Below are 22,003 nucleotides of genomic sequence, written 5' to 3'. Positions count from 1 at the left end.
CCGTGGCAAAGCACCGCGTGGCCCTGTTCCGGCAGTACCCGTTCGAGCCGGGGCAGAAGATCCACATCCTCGACGGCCCGCGGCAGGGCGACTGGGAGGTTGTGGTCGCCGACGCGAAGACGGTGAGGGTCCGCTGCCCTATCTCGGGCCGCGAGTTCGAGTGGAAGCCGTTCTGCCACCTCGTCGAAGAGCGCGACGAGGTAGAATGGCCGGCGCACGACTCGTGATACGCGATGCGTGAGAAGAGGAAGAGAGGGCAGGCATCCGCTCTTTCGCCTTCTCTTCTCACGCATCACGTGTCACGCATCACTTGGTCTTCCCCATCGCGTCCACCGCCTGTCGAACCGTGACCTTCCTTGGTGCAATCGCCTTCACCAAGTCGGGCAGGTCGTAGCACGCCAGCGCCCCAGGTACCACCTGATTGAGCTGGGCCTTAGCCTGCGGTGTGGCGACCACCTCCATCCACGATTCGATGGCTTGCTCGATGGTGGCCTCGCGAAGGCGCTCGTCGAGCGCCGCGGCGTGGAGGGCGACGGGGCCGCCCTTCTCGACGCCCACGATGCTCAGCTTCGCCGGGTCCACCTCGGGGCGCTCGGCGAGGACGCCGAGGGCGGCGAGCGCGTCCTCCACCCTCTGGCCGAGCCAGGGCCGGCCGAGGTGGAAGGTGATGTGGGCGAGGGGGAACTCGTTGTGCCAGTAGCCCTGCGGCTTGGCGGGGGCCGTCTCGCCGCAACCGCGCACGTCAATGCTCAGCACCACGCAGTTGGCCTTCACGAGCGTGTCAATGGGGCCGCCGGGCGCGGCGTCGGTGGCCTTGCCGCGGCCGTCCACGTAGAGCACCCCGCCCGGCCGCCCTCCAACGGCCTTCGGCACAAAGAGGAGCGCCGGCATGGGCACTTCGTCGGGCCGCTCGATGAGCAGCTTCTCGATGGAGCAGGCTTCGCGCTCGATGCGCCCCACCGTCCTGACCGTGGGCTTGGGCTCGACGGCCCGAACGCCCGCGAGCCGCCGCACTTCGGCCAGGCATTTGGCCCTCGGGTTGTCTTTCCAGAACGCCTCGCGTTGGGTGGCGAGGGCCTTGGCACGCTGGAGATTGAGGTCCCAGACGGTGACGCCCTTCAGCTCGGAGACCACTTGGCCGGTCTTGGTGGCCCAGAGGTCCTTCTCGGCCTCGGGCTTCAGGTCGGGCTCGGTCACAGGCTCGTCCTTGCCCTGGAGCCAGCGGCGCATCCAGCGGATCATCGCCTCGCGCTGGGCCTTCGGGTAGCCGTGGCCGCCGGGCACCTCGCAGATGTCCACCCGCTCGCTCAGGCCGAGGAGGGTGTAGAGCCGCTTGGCCTCGCGGAACGTGGCCCACGTGCCCTGCTGGTCGAAGAAGTCCTTGCTCGCGGCCAGGATGATGCGCGGGTTGGGCGCGTGCATCATCAGGTAGTCGGCGTGCTCGATGCCGTCGGCCACCTGGTTGGGGATGTTCTGCTCGCCGTCCTGGGGGCCGATGGTGGCGAAGAGGCGCTCGAGCGAGGTGATGTAACACGAGGGCGCGCCGACGACGAGGCGGTCGTCGGTCGCCAGGAGATACGAGGTGAGCGTGCCGCCGCCCGAGCACCCGGTGACGCCGATGCGCTTGGGGTCCACCTCGGGGCGGCTGAGCAGGTAATCGAGCGAACGAACGCCGTCCCAGATGCGATAGTGCGCGGTGCAGAGGCCGACGAGGCGCGCCCCGATGTCAATCTGCGTGTGCTCGGTGGTGCCGGCCATGAGCGGCTTGCCGTTGGCGTCGAGGGTCTGGACGCGCTCACCCTGGCCGATGGGGTCGTAGGAGAGGGCGACGAAGCCGTTTTTCGCCGCCAGCATCGCCACCTCCTGGTTTCCGCCGCCGGCCTTGGCATCGCCGTTGTGGCCCGAGGGGTTGAGGATGGCGGGATAGGGCGGCTTGCCCGTCGTCGGGATGTAGAGGCAGGCGGTGACGTGATGGTTCGGGCGGCTCTCGTAGATGACCTTCTCGACGCGATAGCCGTCGCGCTCGAACGTACCTGTGACCTTGGCGTTGAGGGGGGTTCTCTCGGGGAACGGCCCGACGGCGGCGAGCCATTTCGCCCGCATCTCCTTCTGGCGTGCGAGCACCTGGTCGGCGGTCGTGAAGGCGTCAATCGTCTTCCGCCGCGCGTCGAAGTGCTTCTGACACTCGCCGAGCAAGTAGGCGTGGAACATCCGCTCGCCCGCCTTGGGGGGAAGGCAGCTCAGGTCCTCCTTCTCGGCGCCCCGCGCCGTCACGGCGGACACGAGCATCGCGATGGCCAGGCCCCACATGATCTCGTGCATTGCAGTTCTCCTGCGCTGTTGCGGGGATAGGACTGATGGGACGGACAGGACAGATAGGACCTGGCAACGCTTCCCTGTCCTATCGGTCCTATCCTACCTCTTGCTCGCCAGCTCGCCGAACGGCCCGAGCAACTGGTACTTGTTCTGCCACGTGGTGTACATGATGCCCAGAGCGCTGGGGGTCTTGTCAAGGGCCTCGAGCCAGCCCCTCGGGTTGTCGAGGGTGTCGGCATCGTAGTAGGCGCCCGCGAGGGTCTTGAAGCCGAGTTTCGAGAAGTGGGCCAGGCTCGGCTCCCGCTTCTCGTAGTACCAGCAGACGATGATCAGGTCCTTCGGCACGTGCTGCCACGAGCCGGCGAAGTCGCCCTCAACCAGATAGTAGTCCCCATGCGCATTGTGGTTCGGGTCGAGCATGTCGGACCAGCAATAGACCTCGGCCTTTGGATTGGCCTCGCGGATCATCTGGAACTGGCGGGTAATGCAGTCGCCGAGGATTTCGCCCATCGTCATCTTGCGGCCCTTGCACGCCTCGCACGAGCCGCCGGCACGGACCTCGTCCATGCTCAGGAGCCACTTGGCCGGGGCCAGGTGCTTCTGGACCAGGCGGACCTGCTCGCGCCATATCTCATAGAGCTTCGGCTCGCTCATGCACACGCTCACCTGCCCCTGATTGATGGCGATGCCGTGGTAGTAGCTCACGCGGAGTCGTTCGCCCTCGGCGATGCGGGTGCCGGGGAGAAGCTTGATAGCCGGCCCGACGTGGTCGAAGCGGAAGTTCAGCTTCGGGTCGGCGATGGGCGCGAAGTCCTTGCCCTCCTCGTAGACCGTGCCCGACGCTTCCCCCTTGACGACCACTGGTGTGCCGGGGCGACGGAGGACGTTGATGAGGCCGACCTCCTCGACCGTCAGGTCGTCCACCCAGAACTTCCCGCTCCGCCCGCCCCAGGCGCCGAGGTAGATCCGGACCCTGTCGTACTCGAGGCTGTTGAAGCCGAGGACGACCTCCCGCCAGTCGCTCGTCGCGGGCACCTGCGGCTCGAACGGGGCGAGGGCGCGGCTCTTCTCCGTCAGCACCTGGACGCGGAAGGCACCCTTGGGCTCCAGCCCGTCCGTCTTCACCCACACGCTCACGCGATAGCAGCGGTGGGGCTTGACGGCGACCTCCTGCATCACGCGGGCGTGGCCGTGTTTGTCAGCCCCAGAGGTCTCAAACCGCAGGGACGCCTTGCCGCCGTGGGCCACCGCGGTGTCCACGAAGCTCACCTCGCCCGGCTTGTCGTGGAAGCGGAAGCCCTTGAGCTGATTCCCCTTGAAGTCCTCGAAGCCGCCATTGGCGACTTCGACGGGCGGGTCTGGCACAAGCCGCGCCTCGCCCCCCTTCGCCACAAAGAGCGCGTCGCGCACGGGGATGCCGGCCGCGAGGCTCTTGTCGTGGGCCAGCACGCTGCCGCCGTAGCCGGCCGAGAAGAGGATGGGGATGATCTCGATCTTGTGCTGCTGGCACATGGCCTTCACCTGCTCGACCCGCGCGAAGAAGTGCGGCGGCTGGAGGTCCAGGCGGTCCCACCCCGTCGCCAGCACCATGCCGTTCAGGCCGTGCTCGGAGGCGGTGCGCACGATGTCGCGAATCTCCGCGACGTCGCTGTCCTGGTGCAGGCCGCGGCTCACGTACACCCAGCGCTGTGGGTAGACAATGCCCGCCGCCACAGCCTGCGCCGCGCCAAGCCCGACCAGCAGTGCCGCCAGTTCCGCGATTCTCATCACGTTCCTCCGTGCGGGTGGCATCGCCTCATTCGCCTCATTCTACGCGCCTAGCCACGGCGCTGCAATGGCCGCATCGCTTGAAGCCCCCGGAGCCCTTGGAGTATACTGTCTGCAATCTGCGGAGGGGGCATCACTGCTCTTGGAGGCCACGATGAAACGTTGTTCTTGCCTGGCGGTAGCTTTGCTGGCTCTGTCGGCACCCGCGCTCGCGGTGATCAAGGTGGACCTGCCGGTGTCGAAGATCTACGGCGCCTCGAAGGCCGTGCTCGTCGGCACCGTCACCGCCGCCAATCCCGACAACCGCGTGGCCGACGTGAAGGTGGACGAGGCGCTCAAGGGCCAAGCGCCGGGAGAGAAGGTCCGCATCCAGGTGGCCACGCCGCCCGGGCTGTTCGCCTCGGTCGCTGTGGGCCAGCCCGCGGCCGTGTTCGCGGGCGAGGATGCCGGCAAGGCCGTGGCCGTGGTTCACATCGCCGACACCTGGCTGCTCGCCGAGGGCATTGGCGCCGCGCCGGCGAGCGCCTGGCGGGTCATCCAGACCAAGCCCGACGCGGCGGTCAGCTTCCCCGGCACCACCCGCGGCCTCGTCGCACTCGTCAGGGACATCAAGGCCGGCAAGGTGCCCGCCAAGGAGGAATACCCCGACCCCTTCGTCGGCGGCGCCGCCGAGGCCGCCAAGCTGCCCGTCCAGAAGCCCGCGTGGCTCATCACGAGCGATGTGAATGGCGACAAGAGGCTCGACCTGATTGTGGGCGGGACGTCCCCGTCCCGCGTGTATCTCTTCCTGGCCGCAGCCAAGGGCTACAGCGATGCCACGGATGCCTGGGGCCTGGCGGGCATCAACGCCGCCTTCTGCGCCGCGGGCGACGTGAATGGCGACGGGAAGCCCGATCTGCTGCTCGGCACGACGCTCTACCTCAACACCGGCGACAAGCTCGCGCCTGCAAAGGCCGCCCTCCCGCTTCCCCCCGAATCCGAATGGCTGGCCTGCGCGCTCGCGGATGCGACGGGCGACAAGAGGGCTGACGCCCTCGTGCTGCTCAAGTCGGGCAAGCTCCTGCTCGTGGAGAGCCCCGGCGGCACAGGCGTCCCGCCTGTGGCCCGGCAGCTCTGGGAAGGCGGAGAGGCACCTCTGGCCGCCGCCTTCTCGCCCGACTGGAGCGAGGACGGGGCGCTGGCGGTCCTCGTCGTGCGCGAGAGCGGGGTCACCCGCTACGAGGTAGGCGGCAAGGGCGGCAAGCCCGCTGACTTCGAGCGCCTGACGGGCGCGCCGTTCTCGGCCTACAAGGGCCTGGGCGGGAAGCCCCTCAAGCCACTTATCGCTGTGGCCTTCGACTATGATGGCAACGAGAAGGCCGACTATCTGGTGCTCACCGAGGCCGGCGGGCTGACACTCATCAACCGCGGCTACGGCTCGTTCCTGCTCCCCGACGCCTCCCACACCAATACGCTCCACATGTACTTCCACCCCACGGGCGACAAGAAGCTGCCCTTCACCGTGGCCGACATCGCCGCGGCCGCCCCCGGCCGCATCCCCGAAGGCCCAGCCCCCGCCCAGAACCTGCTCGTGCTGCTGCACGACGGCCGGCTGTTCGAGATGAGCAACGTGGAGAAGTGAGGGGCGAGATGCGTGATACGTGATACGTGATACGTGAGAAGACAAAAGGAGACCATGGCGGCTCCTCTCTTCTCACGCATCACGGTTCCCCCTCACTGCAACGCCCCCGCCGGGCCATGCTCGCCGCCCAGCGCCCGGGCCGGGCTGTCGGCCGCGAGACGGTAGTCGCGCTCTTCGGGTTTGAGGAACTTCGGGTCCGCGACGATGGAGCCGCCGTCCTTCCCCGTCCTCTGCTGATAGGCGGCAAACTGCTCCGGCGTGAAGGTCTCCTTCCCCCACACGATCAGCGCGCCCTTGGCCTGGAACCAGCAGTTACGGTCCATCGTCAAGGCGGCGGTCCAATCGCGCCCGTGGAGCCGCAGGCAGCTCCCCGTGGCGTTGGCGAAGACGTTGTAGCGAATCACGAAGTCCTCCGTCGCGGCGCTGTTGTGGTAGAACATCAGGTGCCGCCCGTTGGGGTCGGGGCGCTGGCGATGGCCCCAGCCGCGCCCGGCGTCCACGCAGGTGTTGTGCTCGAAGAGGATGTTCCGCGTCTGGCTCCTCTCCTCGCGGTTCCAGTACTCGAACGAGTACTCGCAGTTCCAGATCACGTTGCGGCGGTAGGTGATGTTCTCCTGCACGTTGGTGCCGCTGCCCTGGTTGGTGAGCGCGGCGTCGTAGATCTCCCACAGGCGGCAGCCCTCGACCAGGCAATCGCGGGCGCCCGCCCAGAACTCGATGCCGTTGCCGTAGCGCACGGGATGGCCGTCGGGCCGCGTGAACTGGTGTCCGCCGCCGATGTAGGAGAGGTCGCAGTCGCGCACGATGATGTTCCGCGTGCCGCCGCCGCCGATGCCGTGGGCCGCGCCGTAGCGCAGGTCGAGGCCCTCGTAGGTGATGTAACCCTTGCCGCTCTGGTCAATGATGTGGCGGGTGAGCGCCAGCTCGATGCTCTTGTGGAGCGTCGCGGGGTTGGCCGCCGCGCGAAGTTTGACCCGTGAGGAGGCGCGGTCGTAGAGGAAATCGCCCTCCTGCGTAAGGTCCTTTTCGCTCCACTTCTTGACGCCCGTCGCCTTGCCGCCATCGAAGATGAGGTTCCCGACGTCGGGGCGAATGGTGGCGGTCGCCCAGATGCCGCCGCCCTGGTCGCGCCAGTCGTCGGGAGCGTTCATCGCCACGGAGCCGAGGAGGAGCGGCTTCGGCCCCTCGCCATAGGCGGCGTAGGTCACTGGCCCTGTGGCGTCGCCGCTGCGCGGCACGAGTTGGCCCCGCCACGTCTCGCCGCGGCGGAAGAGCACCCTGTCGCCCGCGCGAAGCGGCGCCGCGTTCACCTTTTCCAGCGACTGCCACGCTGTTTCCGGCGTGAGGCCGTCCTGCCCGTCGCGACCGCGCGTGGCATCCACGTGAAAGCTCTGTGCCGCCATGCTCGCCTCCATCAAGGCCGCCAGGAGGAAACCAGCCGAAGCGACTCGTCTACTCATCGTCCCACCTGCTCCGAAAGAAACCCTCCCCCCATCCCTCCCGGACGCGGCCACAGGATGCCCAGCCAGCGCGCAGGCCGTGACGAACGCCGTCCCTATCGCCGGTCATCTGGTCAGAGCGTACGATACGCCGCGGCCTGCGTCAACCGGGGTGCATGCGGTTGATGCAGGCGCGGGTTGGCGCTAGGATGGGCGACGGAAAGGAGATTTGGCCATGCGGGCAGCGATTGCCGTGCTTGTATTCCTTATCGCATCGTTGGCCGGGGCCGGAGAGGCCGCCACGCCGCCAAAGAGGGTGAGAATCGCCGCCGTGTCGCTCGTGTGGGACGAGGGGCACCGGACGCTGGAGAACGCGCTGAGGGCGCTCGACGAGGCGGGCGCGGCGGGGGCCGACATCGCCTGCCTGCCCGAGGAGTGCGTGTATCAGCCGCCCGAGACGATCCCCGGCCCGGCCGCCGACGCGATCGCGAAGAAGGCAGCACAGCACAAGATGCTCGTCGTGGCCAACCTGCGCGAGCGAGAGGGCGACAAGACCTTCGTCACTTCGTTCCTGTGCGACCGCGAGGGGAAGGTCGTTGGCAAGTACCGCAAGAGCCACCGGCTGCCCTACGAGGACGACATCGCCCTCGGCGACGACCTGCCCGTGTTTGCGACCGACATCGGCGCGATCGGGATGACGGCCGGCACCGACCACTATTTCCCCGAGATTGACGCCGTGCTGCGCAAGCGGGGGGCGAGCCTTGTCGTCTCGTCAACATCCCCCTTCCCCATCCGCGACGAGCATCTGGAGACCCTCACGCTCCAGGGCCGCGCCGTGCACAACGGCCTGCACATCGCCGTCGCCCGATATGCCGGCAAGGAGGGCTACGGCGGCTCTCGCAACGCTTTCTCGTGGACGGGCACCTGGCCGCTGGGCCGCGCGCAGGTGTTCGACCCCGACGGCCACACGGTGGCCGACAGCGGGCACGCGGGCGGGGTGGCCATCGCCACGATTCCCGCCTCGCGCCTCGGCGGCACGCCACGCAACGGCGGCTACGAGGCGGCGGGCAAGTATGCGGCCATCACCGCGGCGGAGCTTCCCCCGCCCCTGCCGCGCAAGGAGGGGATGAAGCGGACCATCAAGGCTGCCGCCATCGAGTGCGAGGGCGACATCAATCGCCTCATCTCCAAGCTCGACGCCTGCGGCGCGGCGGGCTGCGACCTCGTGTGCCTGTGGGAGTACGTGTGGTACGCCAACGACGCCGAGGTCGAGAAGCACAAGGAGCGCAACCGCGGCTACCTCGCCCGCATCGCCGACGCCGCGAAGCGCCACAAGATGTACGTGGTCATCGCGGGCGAGCTCGACCGGGGCTTCAATGAGGCCATCGTCTTCGACCGCGAGGGCAGGGAGCTCGGCCGCTACACGAAGATCAACCAGACCACCGACAAGAAGTCGAAATACTACCAGGCGGGCGACAAGGTGGGCCTCTTCGACCTCGACTTCGGCCGCGTCTGCGTGAAAATCTGTGCCGACGTCTATTCGCCCGAGATTGACCGCGTAGCCGCGCTCCACCAGGCCGACCTGATGCTGCTGCCGACGCAGGACGCCGGCCCCTTCACCGACCACACGCGCATCCGCGACCTCAGCCGCTGTGTGGACAACGGCTACTTCCTGCTGCGCGCCGCCGGGGGCACCCGCCAGACCGACCACCGCACCTACATCGCCGACCCGTGGGGCTTCGTGCTGGCTGCCTCGCAGTACGCCACGGGCAATGAGCCGCTCGTCGTCACGCTCCAGCTCGACAACCGCCCGAAGTACTACGAATGGCCCGAAGCCGTCCGCAAGGCCGGCCCCTATCCCGACCCCGTGATTCGCGGCATCAAGCCCGAGGCATTCGACCAGATGTACTCCGGCCGCAACGCCCCCGAGGCCAAGGGCGACCTCCGCGCCGCGCTCCTCAAGTGCCGCCGGCCCGAGCTCTACAAGCCGAGATGAGCCTGGGGGAGGAATCCCTTCTGGGGAAAAGGGTTTCCTCCCCCAACCCCCCTCATTGCCGAGACCTCCGACGCCGGCGCGGGCATTCGGGCATCCGAGCCCGAATGCCCGCGCCAATGTGAAGGTTCTTGGAGAGGGGTCTGGGGAGAAGCCTTCTTTCCCAAGAAGGTTCTCCCCAGATCGCGCTTCACGGCACGAGGACGGCTTTGATGCAGGACCACGCGCCCGTGGCGAGGGCCACGAGGTCGGCGGGGGCGCTGTCGAGGGTGACGCGGCGCTCGGCGAGGAGAGTCGCGGGCACGAGGCCGGCGGCGACGAGTTCCAGGCCGCGGCGGAAGTCGGCATCCGTGTAGCCGTAAGAGCCCATGAGCGTGCGCTCGCCCTGGACGATGGCGTGAAGGCTGAGGCCGATGTGGGCCTCGGCGTTGCCGATGCAGGTGAGGTGGCCGGCGGGGCGCGTGAGGTCGAGGGCGAGGGCGACCGTTTCCTCGAAGCCCGCCGCCTCGATGGCCCAGTCCACCCCCCTCCCCTGCGTGGCGTCGCGGACTGCCGCCCGGACATCATCGCGGCCGGCCAACAGGGGAGTCGCGCCGAACGCTGCCGCGAGGTCGAGCTTCCACGCCACCTTGTCGGTGGAGAAGACGCGCTCGGGCTTGAGGGTCGAGAGGGCGGCAAGGGTGAGCAGGCCCACCGTCCCCGCGCCGATGACGGCGACGGAGCGCGCCGGCGTCGCAGGCCCTCGGCCCAGGGCGTGAAGGGCCACGGCCAGCGGCTCGCCCAGGATGGCGAGTTCGTAAGATACACCGTCGGCGATGGGGAAGCAGCGGTCCTCCGTCACCACGGCGCGTTCGGCATAGCCGCCGGGCATGCCCCAGGTCATGCCGTAGAGTGTGCGGTTCGGGCAGGCGTTGGGGCGGCCGGCGAGGCATAGCTCGCACCGCCCGCAGTGGGTGAGGGGCTGAACCGCCACGCGATCGCCCACGCGGCAGGCGGTCACTTGCGGGCCGGTCTCGATCACCTCGCCCGCGAACTCGTGGCCCATGACGATGCCCGGTTTGCGGCGCTCCTGGGCCTCGAGGACGGCGTGCAGCTCCGAGCCGCAGATGCCGCAGGCCCGCACCGCGAGGCGCACATCATTCGGGCAAAGCGGCGGGTCAGGACGGTCTTCGATCCGGAGGTCGCGGGGGCCATAGTAGACAAGCGCTTTCACGGAATCGCTCCTTCCAATGAACGGTGTTGGGTGTCAGGTGGTAGGTGCTGGGGGTAAGAGGAATGTGCCAGAGGCTCTTCTCCTCACCCCCAACACCTCACCCCCAACACCGATCACCGCCTCCGCCTCGCGGGCGATGTGCGGCGCGGTGAGGCGGTGCAGCTCCAGCAGCTCGTCGGCGCTGCCCGATTCGCCAAACGTGTCGCGGATGCCCAGGCGACGGACGGGGATGTGCCTGTCGGCCCGCTCGGCGATGAGTTCACACACGGCGCTGCCGAGACCGCCGATGATGCTGTGCTCCTCGACGGTGAGGAGGCGGCCCGTTTTCGCGGCGGAGGCCAGGATGGCGTCGGCGTCGAGGGGCTTAACGGTGTGCACGTCGAGCACCTCGGCCGAGACACCCTTCGCCACCAGACGCTCCGCTGCCGCGAGCACTTCGCCCATGATGACGCCCGTGGCCGCAATCGTGATGTCGCACCCCTCGCGCAGGCAGCTGGCCTTGCCGATGGCGAAGTCGGTGACGCCGGCCGTCCATGCGGGCGTGTCGTAGCGGCTCAGGCGCAGGTAGATGGGGCCGGGGTGGCTGAGCGACGCCTCGACCGCGCGCTCGGTCTCCGGGCCGTCGCAGGGCACGATCACCGTCATGTTCGGCAGGCTGCGCATCAGGGCAACGTCCACCACGCTCTGATGCGTCGCGCCGTCGGCGCCCAGGGTGAGGCCGGCGCTGGAGCCGCACAAGCGGACGTTGAGTGCGGGTAGTGCCACCTGCTGCCGCACCTGGTCGAAGGCGCGCCCGGTGATGAAGACGGCGAAGCTGTTGGCGAAGGCGATCTTGCCCGCCATCGCCAGGCCCGCGGCCGTGCTCACCATGTCCTGCTCCGCGATGCCCATCTCGAAGAAGCGGTTGGGGAACTTCTCGGCGAACAGGTTCGTGCGGGTCGAGCGAAACAGGTCAGCGTCGAGCACCACCACGCGGGCGTCGCGCTCGCCCAGGCGCACGAGCGCGCGGCCGAATGCGTCGCGGGTGGCTTCTTTTGCGGGGGTGGGCATCTGTGGTTGCTCCCGTGCGGTGTTGGATGTCAGGTGTTGGGGATGAAGAGGAAGACCAAGGTGTCGCGGGCCTACCCCCAACACCGAACACCCAACACCTAACACCGCTCTTCGAGTTCCCTCAGCGCGCAGCCGATCTCCTCCGCGCTCAGCGCGGCGTTGTGGTACTGGTAGCGGCCTTCGAGGAACGACACGCCCTTGCCCTTCACCGTGCGGGCGATGACCACGCTCGGCCGGCCGCGGGTGGCGGCCGCCTCGTCGAGGGCGGCGCACAGAGCCTTCAAGTCGTGGCCGTCGCACTCGAGCACCCGCCAGCCGAAAGCCTCCCACTTGGCGGGGACGGAATCGAGGCGCTTCATTGCCTCGGTCGCGCCCTGGGCCTGGAGGCCGTTGCGGTCCACGATGGCGGTGAGGTTGTCGAGGCGATGGTGGGCGGCGGTCATGGCGGCCTCCCAGACCTGCCCCTCGTCCAGCTCGCCGTCGCCAAGGAGCACGTAGATGCGATGCGATGCCTTGTCGAGCCGGGCCGCGAGGGCGAGGCCGTTTGCGAACGAAAGGCCCTGGCCGAGCGACCCCGTGGGGGCCTCCAGGCCGGGCGTCTTCCGCACGTCGGGGTGGCCCTGGAGGCGCGAGCCGAGCGTTTTCAGCGAGGGCACCTCTTCAGGCTTCAGAACGCCCAGCGCTGCGAGACAGGCGTATTGCGTGGGCACAGCGTGGCCCTTGCTCATCACAAGGCGGTCGCGGTCGTCGTGTCCCGGCTCGCCCTCCTCGTAGTGCATCTTGTAGAAGTAGAGAGCAGTGAGGATTTCGACGCACGACAGCGACCCGCCGAAGTGGTGGGCTTTGCCGGAGCCCATCATGCGGAGGAGCGTGATTCGGATCTGCTTCGCTCGATTGAACAGCGCTTCGAGGTTGGGGGGCATCAGTGGGCTCCTTGACGGTGTGAGGGGATTCGTGATGCGTGAAACGTGATGCGTGAGAAGACACAAGCCTGACAGCATTGCGCCCTTCTTCATCTCACGTTTCCCGTATCCCGTATCACGCCACCTACCGCAGCACCTCACTCCCTGTAGAAAACAACCTTATCCAAGGTCAAGTTCCTATCTTCGCCCCCCACATTCAAGTCATTCGTGAACCGCAGCGCCAGCTCGTGCTTGCCAGCGGGCAGGTCAATGGCGACGGGATAGGGGCGGAGCCCGCCGCCCGTGAGCTGCACCTCGCCCGCCTTCTTGCCGTCAACGCTGATTTCCACGTCGGGGTAGACGCCCTGGGCGGGCGTGCCGCCGGCCACGAGCTCCATCGTGTAGCGTCCCGCGACGGCGACCTCGATGGGCGTCTTGATCCAGCCGTTGCACGCGAGATGCGCCGCTGTGTTGTCTGCGCGGAACCAGCCCATGTCGGGCTGGGGCGACATCGTCTCGCACTCGATGGCCCAGCTTGGGCGGTCGGCGAAGTCGCCGCCGAGGGCCGCGAGCAGCGTTGAGGCATATCGCGCCGCCTTCCGCGCGTTCCGCTCCTCCGTGTCCCAGCGCAGGAAGTCCAGAACAAGCAGGCCCTCGCCCCTGGGAAGACAGGCAACGGCGGGCGGCGTGGTGAGGAAGAGGAGATCGCCTTTCTTCTCGTGGCGGGCGATGAGGAGCTTGTCCACGATGAGATTGCGGTCCTCGCCCTTCGCCGGATCGCTCGCGTCGTTGGTGAAGGAGACAGTGACCTTGTGCCGCCCTTTGGCCACCTCGCCAAACGTCGTGCGGGTGCAAACCTGAGGCGAATCCACCGACACGGCGCCGAGCGTTCGGCCATCCACCGCGACCGACGCAATGGGGTAGTCGCCGTGACACGGGGTCCCGCGTCCCACGATGCCGAAGACGTAGAGGCCGTCCTCGGGGAACTCGACCTCGCCAGTGGCCGAGCCGACCGTGGCGAAGACCACGTGGTCCTCGCGCCGCTCGACGATTCCGCCCTGAAGCGCCCAGCCCTCGACCTCGTGGCTCTTGGCCTTCGCCGGGTCGAGCGAGAGGCCGAGCACGGAGTCGGCCATGTTCCCCGCCCGCGGCGTCTCGGCCCAACTGATCCCGCGATGCTCGCCGAGCCAGTAGAGGTCCTCGCGCGCGAGGAAGCCCAAGGGGTCGGTGTCGGCTCGGGAGGCGATGCCCGAGTAGTGCGCGAGGGTCAGATCGAGGCCGAAGGCTCGGCGAAGCTCCTGGAACGCCTCAGGCGAGAGGCGGTGGGCCAGCACGGCGCCACCCTGCCGGATGAATTGGAGGATCCTGTCGGCGTCTCTCACGTCGCCTCGGCAGATGAGGAGCGAGTACCGGGAGAGGTCGGCGCCCGCGAGCCGGCCTGTCAGGTCATCGAAGCGGAGGCCCAGGCGGCGCAGGCAGGCCCTGTAGTCGGGTGAGCCGCCTGCCACGGCGGTCCGCCGCTCCTTCGGCCGGTACTCGGCGAGGAAGGTGAGCAGGCGGCCGAGCAGTTGCGCCGCGATCGGCTCGGCAGTGAACTTCTCGACCAGTTTGAGTTGGGCGTGGACGATGCAGCCGCGCCCGACGAAGCGCTGGAGGAGCGGCGCATGGTCGAGGCCAGCGGCAGAGCCAGACACGATGATGGGACAAAACGCGCCGCTCGCCGGCCTCGTGGGCTCGCGCTCCGCCACGAGGTTATCGCCGCGCCAGAACCGGAGGCCCCCCGGCCCGAGCGCGAGGCCGTGGAGGATCGGATGGTCCGACTGGAGTGGGAAGGCCATGGTGGAGCTGTGGGACGTGAGGCCGAAGCCGAAAAGGCCCTCGGGATATGCCTGCTGCTCCAGGACGAGCACGCGGCCGCCCTGAGCGGTGAAGGTGTCGAGCGCAGCGCGGCGCGGGTCCACGCGGCCAATGACGGGGCCGCCGGCTTTCTCAGCGGCGAAGGCTCCGGCCCCAATGACCAGGACGTCCAGGCCAGCGGGCAGCTTGTCGAGCGCTTCGACCGGAGCGGCCGCAAGGTCGTTGGACTCGAAGAGCTTGCGCGTGGCGCCTTTGGGGTCGTAGAGGCCGATGCGGGCCGCCAGCTTGGGCAACGTGGGACGCGGGAAGACGGCGTAGGCGTGGGTCTCGTCGAACGCGCGGCGGCCGTCGCGGTCGAGGGTGACACGCCACTGTGCCGGCGTGCGCTCGTCCACGCTCGGCATCGGCACGGTGACGTTCAGCCCCTGTTGCCCGGCGGGGCCAAGCTCCACCTTCTCGCTGCCTTCCGCGACGGTCTTGCCGCCGAGAGAAAGGGTCCAGGACAAGGTGAGCTTGGAGGGCTCCAGGATGTCGCTGAAGATGGCGATGCGGCGGGTCACCTTCTCGCCGGCGTAGAAGCGGCTATCGTAGTCGAGGCAATAGGCGGCGATGGGCTGGTAGGCCCATTTGTGGGCACGCCAGAGGGCGTTCGTGTCGTCCAGCGGGCCGCCCTCGGTGACGGTCCAGGGGCAGATGCCGCTGACGCCCTGGACGCGGTAGGCGAGGATTTGCATCTTCCAGGCCTCGGCCTTCGCCAGGTTGCGGTAGAGGTGGTAGTCGCGGTAGGCGTCGTCGCCGAAGAAGATGGTGTGCGGCGCGGGGTCGCTGGAGGGGACCCAGAGGAACTCGCCGATGTAGAGCGGCTTGTCGCGCTTCCAGAGGAACTGCTTTTCGCCGTTGAGGAAGATGCCGCCGCCTCCGCTGCCGGGGCTCGGCTTGTCGAGCCAGTAGCCCTCGTTCGGCCAGCAGGTGTAGTCGGGATACTCGTGCGGATAGTGGATGCCGATGACGTCGGCCACGCCGCCGGGGTCGCCGTCCGATTCATACATAATCGGGCGGGTGGGGTCGAGCTGCTTGACGAGCTTGCCGAGGCGGATGAGCTGTTCCTTGGGGTAGGGCGTGTTGTCGTTGACGCGGCCGCCGGTGAACTCGTTTTCGAGGCTCCACATGACGACGGAGGGGTGGTTCTTGAGGCTGCCCACCATCGCGGCGAGGTGGGCGGCATAGTTGTCCCAGAAGGCGGGGTCGTTGACGCGGTAGACATCGTCGTCGTTCCACACGGCGCCTTCGGGGATGACGAGGAGGCCGAGTTCATCGGCCACGTCGTAGTAGGCGGCGGGCCAGGGTTGGGTGTGGGTGCGGAAGGCCACGCAGCCGCAGGCCTTGAGGCCGTTCCAGAAGGCGGCGATTTCCTCGCGCGTCTGGGGGCCGTGGGGCGGCCAGCCGCTGGAGGCGAGAAGGTGCATCTTCGAGCCATTGAGGTAGAAATCGGGGCCTTGGCACCAGAACTCTCTGAAGCCGAAGCGGGTCACGACTTCGTCGTTGATTTGCGATTTGCGATTTGCGATTTGCGATTTCAGAGCATACAGATGGGGGTCGGCGTGGGACCAGAGGCGGGGCTTGGGCCAGGGGGCCTTGAGGCTGACGGTGGCGGTCTTGCCGGCAGGGACCTTGACGGTGGTCTTGGAGAGGGTGACGGCCTCTTCGACGACGGCGGAGAGCTCCACCTCGGCGTCTGCTTCGGACTCGTTGGCGAGGGTGTAGTCCACGACCAGTTCGCTTCGGCGGACGGAGGGCTTGATGAAAAGGTCCTTGATGTAGACAGCGGGGTGCGAGACGAGCGTCACGTCGTCCCAGATGCCGTAGAGGCCGTAAAGGCCGCCGATGGGGGCGAGGATGCGGTCGCGGGGCGCGCTGCGCACCTGGTCCCAGCCGCCCGCTTTGCTGAACTGCTTCGGGCCGTCGGTCATCACGCCGGCCCACGTGTGGCAGCGGACGGCGAGCTGGTTGGGCTTCTCAACGCTCACGGCATCTGTCACGTCCACCTCGAACGGCTCGTATCCGCCGAAGTGGGTAGCGACCTGTTTGCCGTTGACGAGGACCGTGCTGTTGAACTTCACGCTGCCGAAGCGGAGCTTGAGGCGCTGGCCCCGCATCGCCTCGGGCACGGCGAACTCGCGGGAGAGCGCGGCCACCTCGTCGTCCACGCCGCTCAGGTAACCCGGCACCATCACTCTGCTGGGCTTGCCCGGTGGGATGGAGCAGGCCCATTCGCCGTTGAGGCTCAACTCCTGGCGCGGTGGGGCGGCCAGGGCGACGCCGGCGCACAGGAGCAGCAGGACGCGGAGATGGCGTATCTTGTTCATGTCCGCTCCTTTGGGCGGCAGCTTAGCGCAAGGGCGTCGCAAAGACAAGCTGAACCGCCCTTGTTTTCCGCGTGCGGCCCTGGTATCATGCGGGCCTGACCCCCGGAGTCCAGCCGATGAGACGAGTCCGCCTCGCCAGCCTGTTCGTGGCCGCTCTGTGCGCCGTTGCGGCGGCGGTAGAGCCCCCTTCTTCGGGGACCGGCGCCCCGGAGACGAGCCGCTTCGAGGCGCTCAAGCCGAAGCTCTGGAGCAAGGACCGGGCCGAACGCGAGAAGGCCTACGACGCCTACCTCGCCGCGGGCGACGAGGGGCGCAAGCAGCTCGTGGCCGACCTGCTCGCCATCCGCGCCGCGGCCGTGGCCGCCTGCCGCGAGATCTGCCTCTCCGACGACACCCAGAAGAAGCTCCTCACGGGCTACACCAAGCTCGCCGAGGCCCGCAAGGAGGCCCTGCGCGTGATCTTCGACACGAAGATCTACCCCGACGCCGACCACGGCCGCATCGGCCAGCCGATCGTGGACAAGGCGGTGGACGCGGTGAAGGCGTATCACCCCCTCTTCACCAAGGCCTTCGACCCGCTGGTCAAGCGGTTCGAGCGCATCCCGCGCGCCTACGAGCGTGTGTGCGAGATTGACGCCCGGCTCGAGAAGCTGGGGGTCAAGGACGTCGAGTTCCGCCCCCCGCTCGAGAAGCTGATGGGCTGGAGCCCCGAGCTGCTGAAGATCGTGCAGGAACAGGCGGAGTACACGGCCCTGTGCGACCGCGTGGCCCGCTACAACCGCCTGATCCGCACCACGCTCACGAGCGACGAGCGGAAGGTGGTAGACCTTACGAACGAGTACCGCATGCAGCTCGGCCTCAAGCCCCTGGCCATCAGCGAGCCGCTCACCCAGGCCGCGCGCAAGCACAGCCAGGAGATGGAGCGCCTGGGCTACTTCGCCCACGAGTCGCCCACGCCCGGGCGCCGGTCGCCCGGCGACCGTTGCGCGCTCGAGGGCTACCACCACTTCCGCGGCGAGAACTGCGCCAGCGGCGGCGGGCCCGAAATGGCCTTCCGCATGTGGTACAACAGCTCGGGCCACCACCGCAACATGCTCGGCGGCCACAACGAGATCGGAGTCGGCCAGGGCGGCCCGTGGACCGAGGACTTCGGCAACCGCCCCGACCTCGACCTCGACAACCCGCCCCGCACGCTGCCCAGGCCCGCCGCCGTCCCCGCCAAGGAGCCGCCGCCGAAGAAGAAGTGAGGGGCCCGCCATGCCGGCACGCCACGCGGTCGCCGCAGGCACCATCCTCCTCGCCATCTCGGCCCACGCCCAGCTCTCGTTGAACCCGCGCGTGCGCGAGGTGGCCGACTTCGCCCTCGCGCAACAGACGCCCCAGGGCTGCATCCCCGACGCGCCCGGCGCCCTGCGGGCGAACGAGGACGGCGCGATGGCGCGCTCGCTCCTCGCCGCCGCCTACGCCTATCGCACCACGGGGCGCGTCGCCTACCGCAACGCCTGGCGCGACGGCATCAAGTGGCTGGCCCTCGCGATGGAGCGCGACGGCCAGTGGGCGGGAACCTGGCACCACGCCCACGCCGCCCAGACGCCCCACGTGGCGCTGCCCACCGCGCTCGACGGCGGCGCGCAGGACACTCGCGGCTGCTCCTCGGCCGCGGCCCTGTTCCTCTACCACGTCGCCCTCTACACCGATCTGGCGACCGATGACTCGCTGGCCGTCGCCTGCCGGCCGCACGTGTACGCCGCCCTCGACTTCCTCCTCGAGAAGAACCGCGGGCCCAACGACCTCTTCTACCTGGGCTGGGTGCAACCCAAGGGCCAGGACACCTGGGAGCTATGCCGCCGCCAGCGCGCGCGCGACCAGGCCGACGTGCTCCTGGGCCTCTGGGCGGGCAGCTTCCTCACCGGCCAGGCGCGCTGCCGCCTCGCCGCGAGCCGCCTCGAGCAGCACATTCCCCAGCACCTCTTCCACAAGCGCGAGCAAGCCTTCGCCACGGCCATTGACGAGGCGGGCAGCCTCATCCCCCCCGTGGACGACGCGGAGAGCCAGTTCACTCAGGCCTACCTGGCCTGGGTGCTGGGCGCCTCGCGCGAGACGGAGGCCGCGCTCAAGTGGCTGGAGGCCCGCATGGCCCCCGACGGCTCGTTCCGCAAGAGGAAGGACGACCGCGCCTTCGTGCTGCCCGTGGCGGCCTATTGCCTGGGGGCCGGGCGCGTCGGCAACCGCTTCAATGACATCCGCAAGGCCCGCACCTGGCTGCGCGACTTCGCCGTCACGCCCAAGGGCGGGATCCGCGAGTTCATCGCGCCCGACGCCCCGGTGCGCAACGACCTCGCCGGGTGGGTGATTCTGGCCTGGCTCACCCCCGACCCGCGCCCGTTCAGCCGCCTGCCCACCAAGCCCTGACGCGAGGAGTCGCCCTCCCCGCCGATGCGGCCAGCGCGCCCCAGAGGCGCTGGAAATGCGTTTTGGGGCCTTCCGGAGGCGGAGTCTGATTTCCAAGACACGCTGCGTAAGGCCAGTTGAGCGCTACGCTTGCGGCGATCGGCACCTCGAGTTACGGCGCCCAATGACCCGTAGGTCTCATGGGCTCTCCGAAACGCGTCCTGGGCCATCCTGGAGCGTTTCTATAGCAAGCCATAATATCTTGCGCTATCTTCACTTAGGACGATGCGGCGCTCATGTCGCCCCGGGCGTCGCGGGGCTGGTCGGTGTTGCCCCCTCCTCTTGACTGCCTCCTGCCGACTGCTGCCTGGCGTCTGGCTCATCGCAGCCGGCGCGGAGCTGGCGCTCGGCGTCCACGGCGCCGCGGTTGAGGGCGCGCTCGGCCTCCCACAGCTTGTCGCGCAGCGCGGGGTCGTCGGTGGCGTACTTGAGCTGGCGCAGTATCTGGATAGTCATGCGCAGCGAGCGAATGATGTCGCCCTCCGCCGCGCGGGTGAGCGACGCGAGGTCGGCGAAGTCGGCGCCCCGGCTCCAGGCGTTCACGGCCACGCCCAGGCTGAAGTCGAGTCTGCGCACGGGGTCGAGCACGCCGTACTGCTTTTCGAGGTTGAAGATGCGCTTGACGGCTTTGATGGCGCGGCGGCGGACGTGGGGGATGAGGTGGCGGGGCGGGGGCGCGCCCAGCTCGGCCCGCCGCGCCTCGTGCACGATGGCGTTCACGAGCACGTTGATGCCGTGCGCGTTCACTTCGTCGAAGACTCCGGCGAAGAACAGCTCGGTGGTGGGCAGCTCGTAGCCGGGGATGCGGATGGCGAACTCGCCCTTGGCCGTGACGCCGCGCTTGCCGAGGTAGCCGAGCGTCTGGAGCACCTTGAGGCGGTGCTCGACCTGCTTGCGCAGCGAGACGTGCGGGTTGCGCCCCTTGCGGCTGCGCGGCTGCTGGGCCTGGTAGGCGGCGAAGCTGCGGTCGCAGGCGTCGAAGAGCCGCCCGCCCCAGCGGCCGTAGAGGCTGAGGATCGTGGCGTAGGAGAGGTTGAACTGGCTCTCGATGCGCTCGGGCGGCCCGGCCACGACGCGCTTGACGCCCTCGAAGCGCACCTCGTCGGTGTCGAGGCGGGCGTAGACGTAGCCGCGGGTGTCCAGGCCCCGCCGGCCCGCGCGGCCGGCCATCTGCTGGTATTCGCGGGCGCGCAGGTAGCCGAAGTGGGTGCCGTGGAACTTCTCGAGGGCGTCGAGCACCACGGTCTGCGCGGGCATGTTCACGCCGAGGGCGAAGGTTTCGGTGGTGAAGAGCATCTTGATGAGGCCGCTGGTGAAGAGGCGCTCGACAACCTCCTTGAGGGTGGGCAGGATGCCGGCGTGGTGGAAGGCCACGCCGCGGCGCACCAGCTCGCCCATGAGCACGGCGCTGGCCTCGTGGGCCACGTCGAAGCGGTCGCACAGCTCCTCGAACAGGCGCGCCACCTCGGCCGCCTCATCGCTGGTGAGCAGATTGCGGCGGGCGTTGGCCTCGGCCCGCGCCTCGCACAGGCGGCGGTTGAAGCAGAAGTACAGCACGGGCAGGCGGCAGGAGGCCACGAGGGTGTCGAGCAGCGCCTCGGAGCCGAAGTGCTGGCGGCGCGGGATGCGCTGGCCGCGGGCCAGGTCGTGCATCAGGCGCTCGAGCGAGCCGAGGCTGTGCACGCCGTAGCCGTCGGCCCACAGCGCATGGTCGAGGGGCACGGGGCGGTGGTCCTCGACGATCACCTCGACGGGCGCGCTCCGCACCTCGCGCATCCAGCCGGCCAGCTCGGCGATGTTGGGCATGGTCGCGCTCAGGCAGATGAAGCGGATGCTCTCGGGCGCGAAGATCACGCTCTCCTCCCACACCGTGCCGCGCTCGATGTCGTTGATGTAGTGGAACTCGTCGAAGATCGCGAAGTCCACCTTCGCCAGGCGGTCGGGGTCCTCGAGCAGGGTGTTGCGGAAGATCTCGGTCGTCATGATCAGGCAGGGCGCGTCGTAATTGATGCTCACGTCGCCGGTGAGGATGCCGATGCGGTCGGGGTACTTCGCCGAGAAGTCGCGGAACTTCTGGTTCGAGAGGGCCTTGATGGGCGCGGTGTAGACGATCTGGCGGCCGCGCCGCATGGCCTGGTCAATGGCGTATTCGGCGATGAGCGTCTTGCCCGCGCCTGTGGGCGCGGCCACGATCAGCGAGTGCCCGCGGTCAATCGCCGCGATGGCCTGTTCCTGAAAGGGGTCGAGCGTGAAGCCGGCGTATTCCATCGCCATCCTCTCTGCGATTCCCCCTGGACCATACCGTTGCGGCGGTCCGCTGTCAACCGCGGGAGGCGAGTCGGGCGCGAACCGGGAAAGCAGACGACCGTACGGCACCAGCGCCCTCATCTGTGGGGGACATTGTGGGCGGCGTGTCCCCACGCCGCGGACCGCGGGACGGGGACGTCCCGCCCACAAGCACAGCCGAGGACGGCTGTGCCACATGGAACCCGCTGCCCAGGAGCAGGGCCACCTGCTATTCCGGGTCGCACCCGAGCGAGTCTCCTTGCAGGCGGGCACGCGACGAGGGCTTGCCGCCCCGGCCGCGAGTGTGCTTGCGGGCTCCCGCGTGCGGAAGGGATGCAAGGGGGCGGGAACAGCCACGAAGTGCCCCGGAGCGCCCCGGCGCCATACTTGCTCATCTGCGAGGGGGAGGAAATTGAGCAAGTATGGGCGGAAAGGCCACGGAGCCGCCCGGATCGCCAAAGCGCCATACTTGCTCAACTCTCGGCGGCGGGAGAGCTGAGCAAGTATGGGGGTGCCGTGTCTGGTTTCCAGCGCGGATTCCTGTGGCGACAGGCGTCCCGCTTGTCGAACGGAGGAAGCGAGCCGCAGGCGGGACGTTCGCGGCTGCCTTTGCAGCGGGCCTTCCCCTCTTTCCGGGGATTTCCGCGGCAGAAGCCGCCGACGATTCCGACCCTCCACTTCCCCGTCTGGGGTGTGGGCCGGAATTGTGGGCGGCGGCGGGAGCTCCGAAGGAGCGAAATAG

General features: G+C 68.5%; 13 protein-coding genes. 5 read left to right on the top strand and 8 right to left on the bottom strand.

The window, feature by feature from the left end:
- Positions 1-2 precede the first annotated feature (2 nt).
- Positions 3-227, top strand: a complete 225-nt coding sequence (locus PLE19_15570; GenBank protein HPD16372.1) for a hypothetical protein — start codon at positions 3-5, stop codon at positions 225-227.
- A 79-nt stretch (positions 228-306) separates the two neighbouring features.
- Here PLE19_15570 and PLE19_15565 read toward each other — a convergent pair whose 3' ends face one another.
- Both PLE19_15565 and PLE19_15560 read right to left on the bottom strand, forming a co-directional pair.
- Positions 307-2,322 carry an acetylxylan esterase gene (locus PLE19_15565; GenBank protein HPD16371.1) on the bottom strand — a complete coding sequence of 672 codons (2,016 nt, stop codon included), beginning with the start codon at positions 2,320-2,322 and terminating at the stop codon, positions 307-309.
- Between the two features lie 93 nt (positions 2,323-2,415).
- On the bottom strand, positions 2,416-4,083 hold the full coding sequence (locus PLE19_15560; protein HPD16370.1) for a carbohydrate binding domain-containing protein: 1,668 nt from the start codon (positions 4,081-4,083) through the stop codon (positions 2,416-2,418).
- Positions 4,084-4,237: 154 nt separating this feature from the next.
- On the opposite strand from PLE19_15560, the gene PLE19_15555 reads away from it, so the two are divergent.
- Complete coding sequence (locus PLE19_15555; protein ID HPD16369.1) at positions 4,238-5,704, top strand: VCBS repeat-containing protein; 1,467 nt, start codon at positions 4,238-4,240, stop codon at positions 5,702-5,704.
- A gap of 92 nt (positions 5,705-5,796) precedes the next feature.
- Here the strand turns inward: PLE19_15555 and PLE19_15550 are convergent, their stop codons facing one another.
- Positions 5,797-7,107, bottom strand: coding sequence for a hypothetical protein (locus PLE19_15550; GenBank protein HPD16368.1), 1,311 nt, complete (start codon positions 7,105-7,107; stop codon positions 5,797-5,799).
- Positions 7,108-7,378: 271 nt separating this feature from the next.
- Between PLE19_15550 and PLE19_15545 the strand changes: the two genes are divergently transcribed.
- Entirely contained in the window at positions 7,379-9,139 is a 1,761-nt protein-coding gene (locus tag PLE19_15545) for a carbon-nitrogen hydrolase family protein (protein ID HPD16367.1), read from the top strand.
- Positions 9,140-9,326: 187 nt separating this feature from the next.
- Here PLE19_15545 and PLE19_15540 read toward each other — a convergent pair whose 3' ends face one another.
- The 4 genes from PLE19_15540 to PLE19_15525 all read right to left on the bottom strand — a co-directional run bounded on the left by PLE19_15540 (position 9,327) and on the right by PLE19_15525 (position 16,524).
- Positions 9,327-10,349, bottom strand: a complete 1,023-nt coding sequence (locus PLE19_15540; protein ID HPD16366.1) for an alcohol dehydrogenase catalytic domain-containing protein — start codon at positions 10,347-10,349, stop codon at positions 9,327-9,329.
- A 33-nt stretch (positions 10,350-10,382) separates the two neighbouring features.
- Complete coding sequence (locus PLE19_15535; GenBank protein ID HPD16365.1) at positions 10,383-11,399, bottom strand: transketolase C-terminal domain-containing protein; 1,017 nt, start codon at positions 11,397-11,399, stop codon at positions 10,383-10,385.
- A gap of 98 nt (positions 11,400-11,497) precedes the next feature.
- Positions 11,498-12,322 carry a transketolase gene (locus PLE19_15530; protein ID HPD16364.1) on the bottom strand — a complete coding sequence of 275 codons (825 nt, stop codon included), beginning with the start codon at positions 12,320-12,322 and terminating at the stop codon, positions 11,498-11,500.
- Between the two features lie 137 nt (positions 12,323-12,459).
- Complete coding sequence (locus PLE19_15525) at positions 12,460-16,524, bottom strand: carbohydrate-binding domain-containing protein (GenBank protein HPD16363.1); 4,065 nt, start codon at positions 16,522-16,524, stop codon at positions 12,460-12,462.
- Between the two features lie 116 nt (positions 16,525-16,640).
- Here PLE19_15525 and PLE19_15520 point away from each other — a divergent pair, with 116 nt between their 5' ends.
- Both PLE19_15520 and PLE19_15515 read left to right on the top strand, forming a co-directional pair.
- Positions 16,641-17,771 carry a CAP domain-containing protein gene (locus tag PLE19_15520; GenBank protein HPD16362.1) on the top strand — a complete coding sequence of 377 codons (1,131 nt, stop codon included), beginning with the start codon at positions 16,641-16,643 and terminating at the stop codon, positions 17,769-17,771.
- Positions 17,772-17,781: 10 nt separating this feature from the next.
- Complete coding sequence (locus PLE19_15515; GenBank protein ID HPD16361.1) at positions 17,782-18,936, top strand: hypothetical protein; 1,155 nt, start codon at positions 17,782-17,784, stop codon at positions 18,934-18,936.
- A 273-nt stretch (positions 18,937-19,209) separates the two neighbouring features.
- On the opposite strand, the gene PLE19_15510 is transcribed toward PLE19_15515, so the two are convergent.
- Positions 19,210-21,243 (bottom strand): DEAD/DEAH box helicase, encoded by a 2,034-nt coding sequence (locus PLE19_15510; GenBank protein ID HPD16360.1) that lies wholly within the window; start codon positions 21,241-21,243, stop codon positions 19,210-19,212.
- Between the last annotated feature and the right edge of the window lie 760 nt (positions 21,244-22,003).

Source organism: Planctomycetota bacterium, from assembly GCA_035384565.1.
GTDB lineage: Bacteria > Planctomycetota > PUPC01 > DSUN01 > DSUN01 > DAOOIT01.
Note: the sequence above shows the minus strand (reverse complement) of the source record. Positions and strands in the feature narration are given on the sequence as shown.

Excerpts from the sequence above, each read along its gene's own strand:
- PLE19_15545 (HPD16367.1), top strand. The coding sequence starts at position 7,379 with ATGCGGGCAGCGATTGCCGTGCTTGTATTCCTTATCGCATCGTTGGCC.
- PLE19_15525 (HPD16363.1), bottom strand. The coding sequence starts at position 16,524 with ATGAACAAGATACGCCATCTCCGCGTCCTGCTGCTCCTGTGCGCCGGC.
- PLE19_15560 (HPD16370.1), bottom strand. The coding sequence starts at position 4,083 with ATGAGAATCGCGGAACTGGCGGCACTGCTGGTCGGGCTTGGCGCGGCG.
- PLE19_15530 (HPD16364.1), bottom strand. The coding sequence starts at position 12,322 with ATGCCCCCCAACCTCGAAGCGCTGTTCAATCGAGCGAAGCAGATCCGA.
- PLE19_15515 (HPD16361.1), top strand. The coding sequence starts at position 17,782 with ATGCCGGCACGCCACGCGGTCGCCGCAGGCACCATCCTCCTCGCCATC.
- PLE19_15555 (HPD16369.1), top strand. The coding sequence starts at position 4,238 with ATGAAACGTTGTTCTTGCCTGGCGGTAGCTTTGCTGGCTCTGTCGGCA.
- PLE19_15520 (HPD16362.1), top strand. The coding sequence starts at position 16,641 with ATGAGACGAGTCCGCCTCGCCAGCCTGTTCGTGGCCGCTCTGTGCGCC.
- PLE19_15550 (HPD16368.1), bottom strand. The coding sequence starts at position 7,107 with ATGGCGGCACAGAGCTTTCACGTGGATGCCACGCGCGGTCGCGACGGG.
- PLE19_15510 (HPD16360.1), bottom strand. The coding sequence starts at position 21,243 with ATGGAATACGCCGGCTTCACGCTCGACCCCTTTCAGGAACAGGCCATC.
- PLE19_15565 (HPD16371.1), bottom strand. The coding sequence starts at position 2,322 with ATGCACGAGATCATGTGGGGCCTGGCCATCGCGATGCTCGTGTCCGCC.
- PLE19_15535 (HPD16365.1), bottom strand. The coding sequence starts at position 11,399 with ATGCCCACCCCCGCAAAAGAAGCCACCCGCGACGCATTCGGCCGCGCG.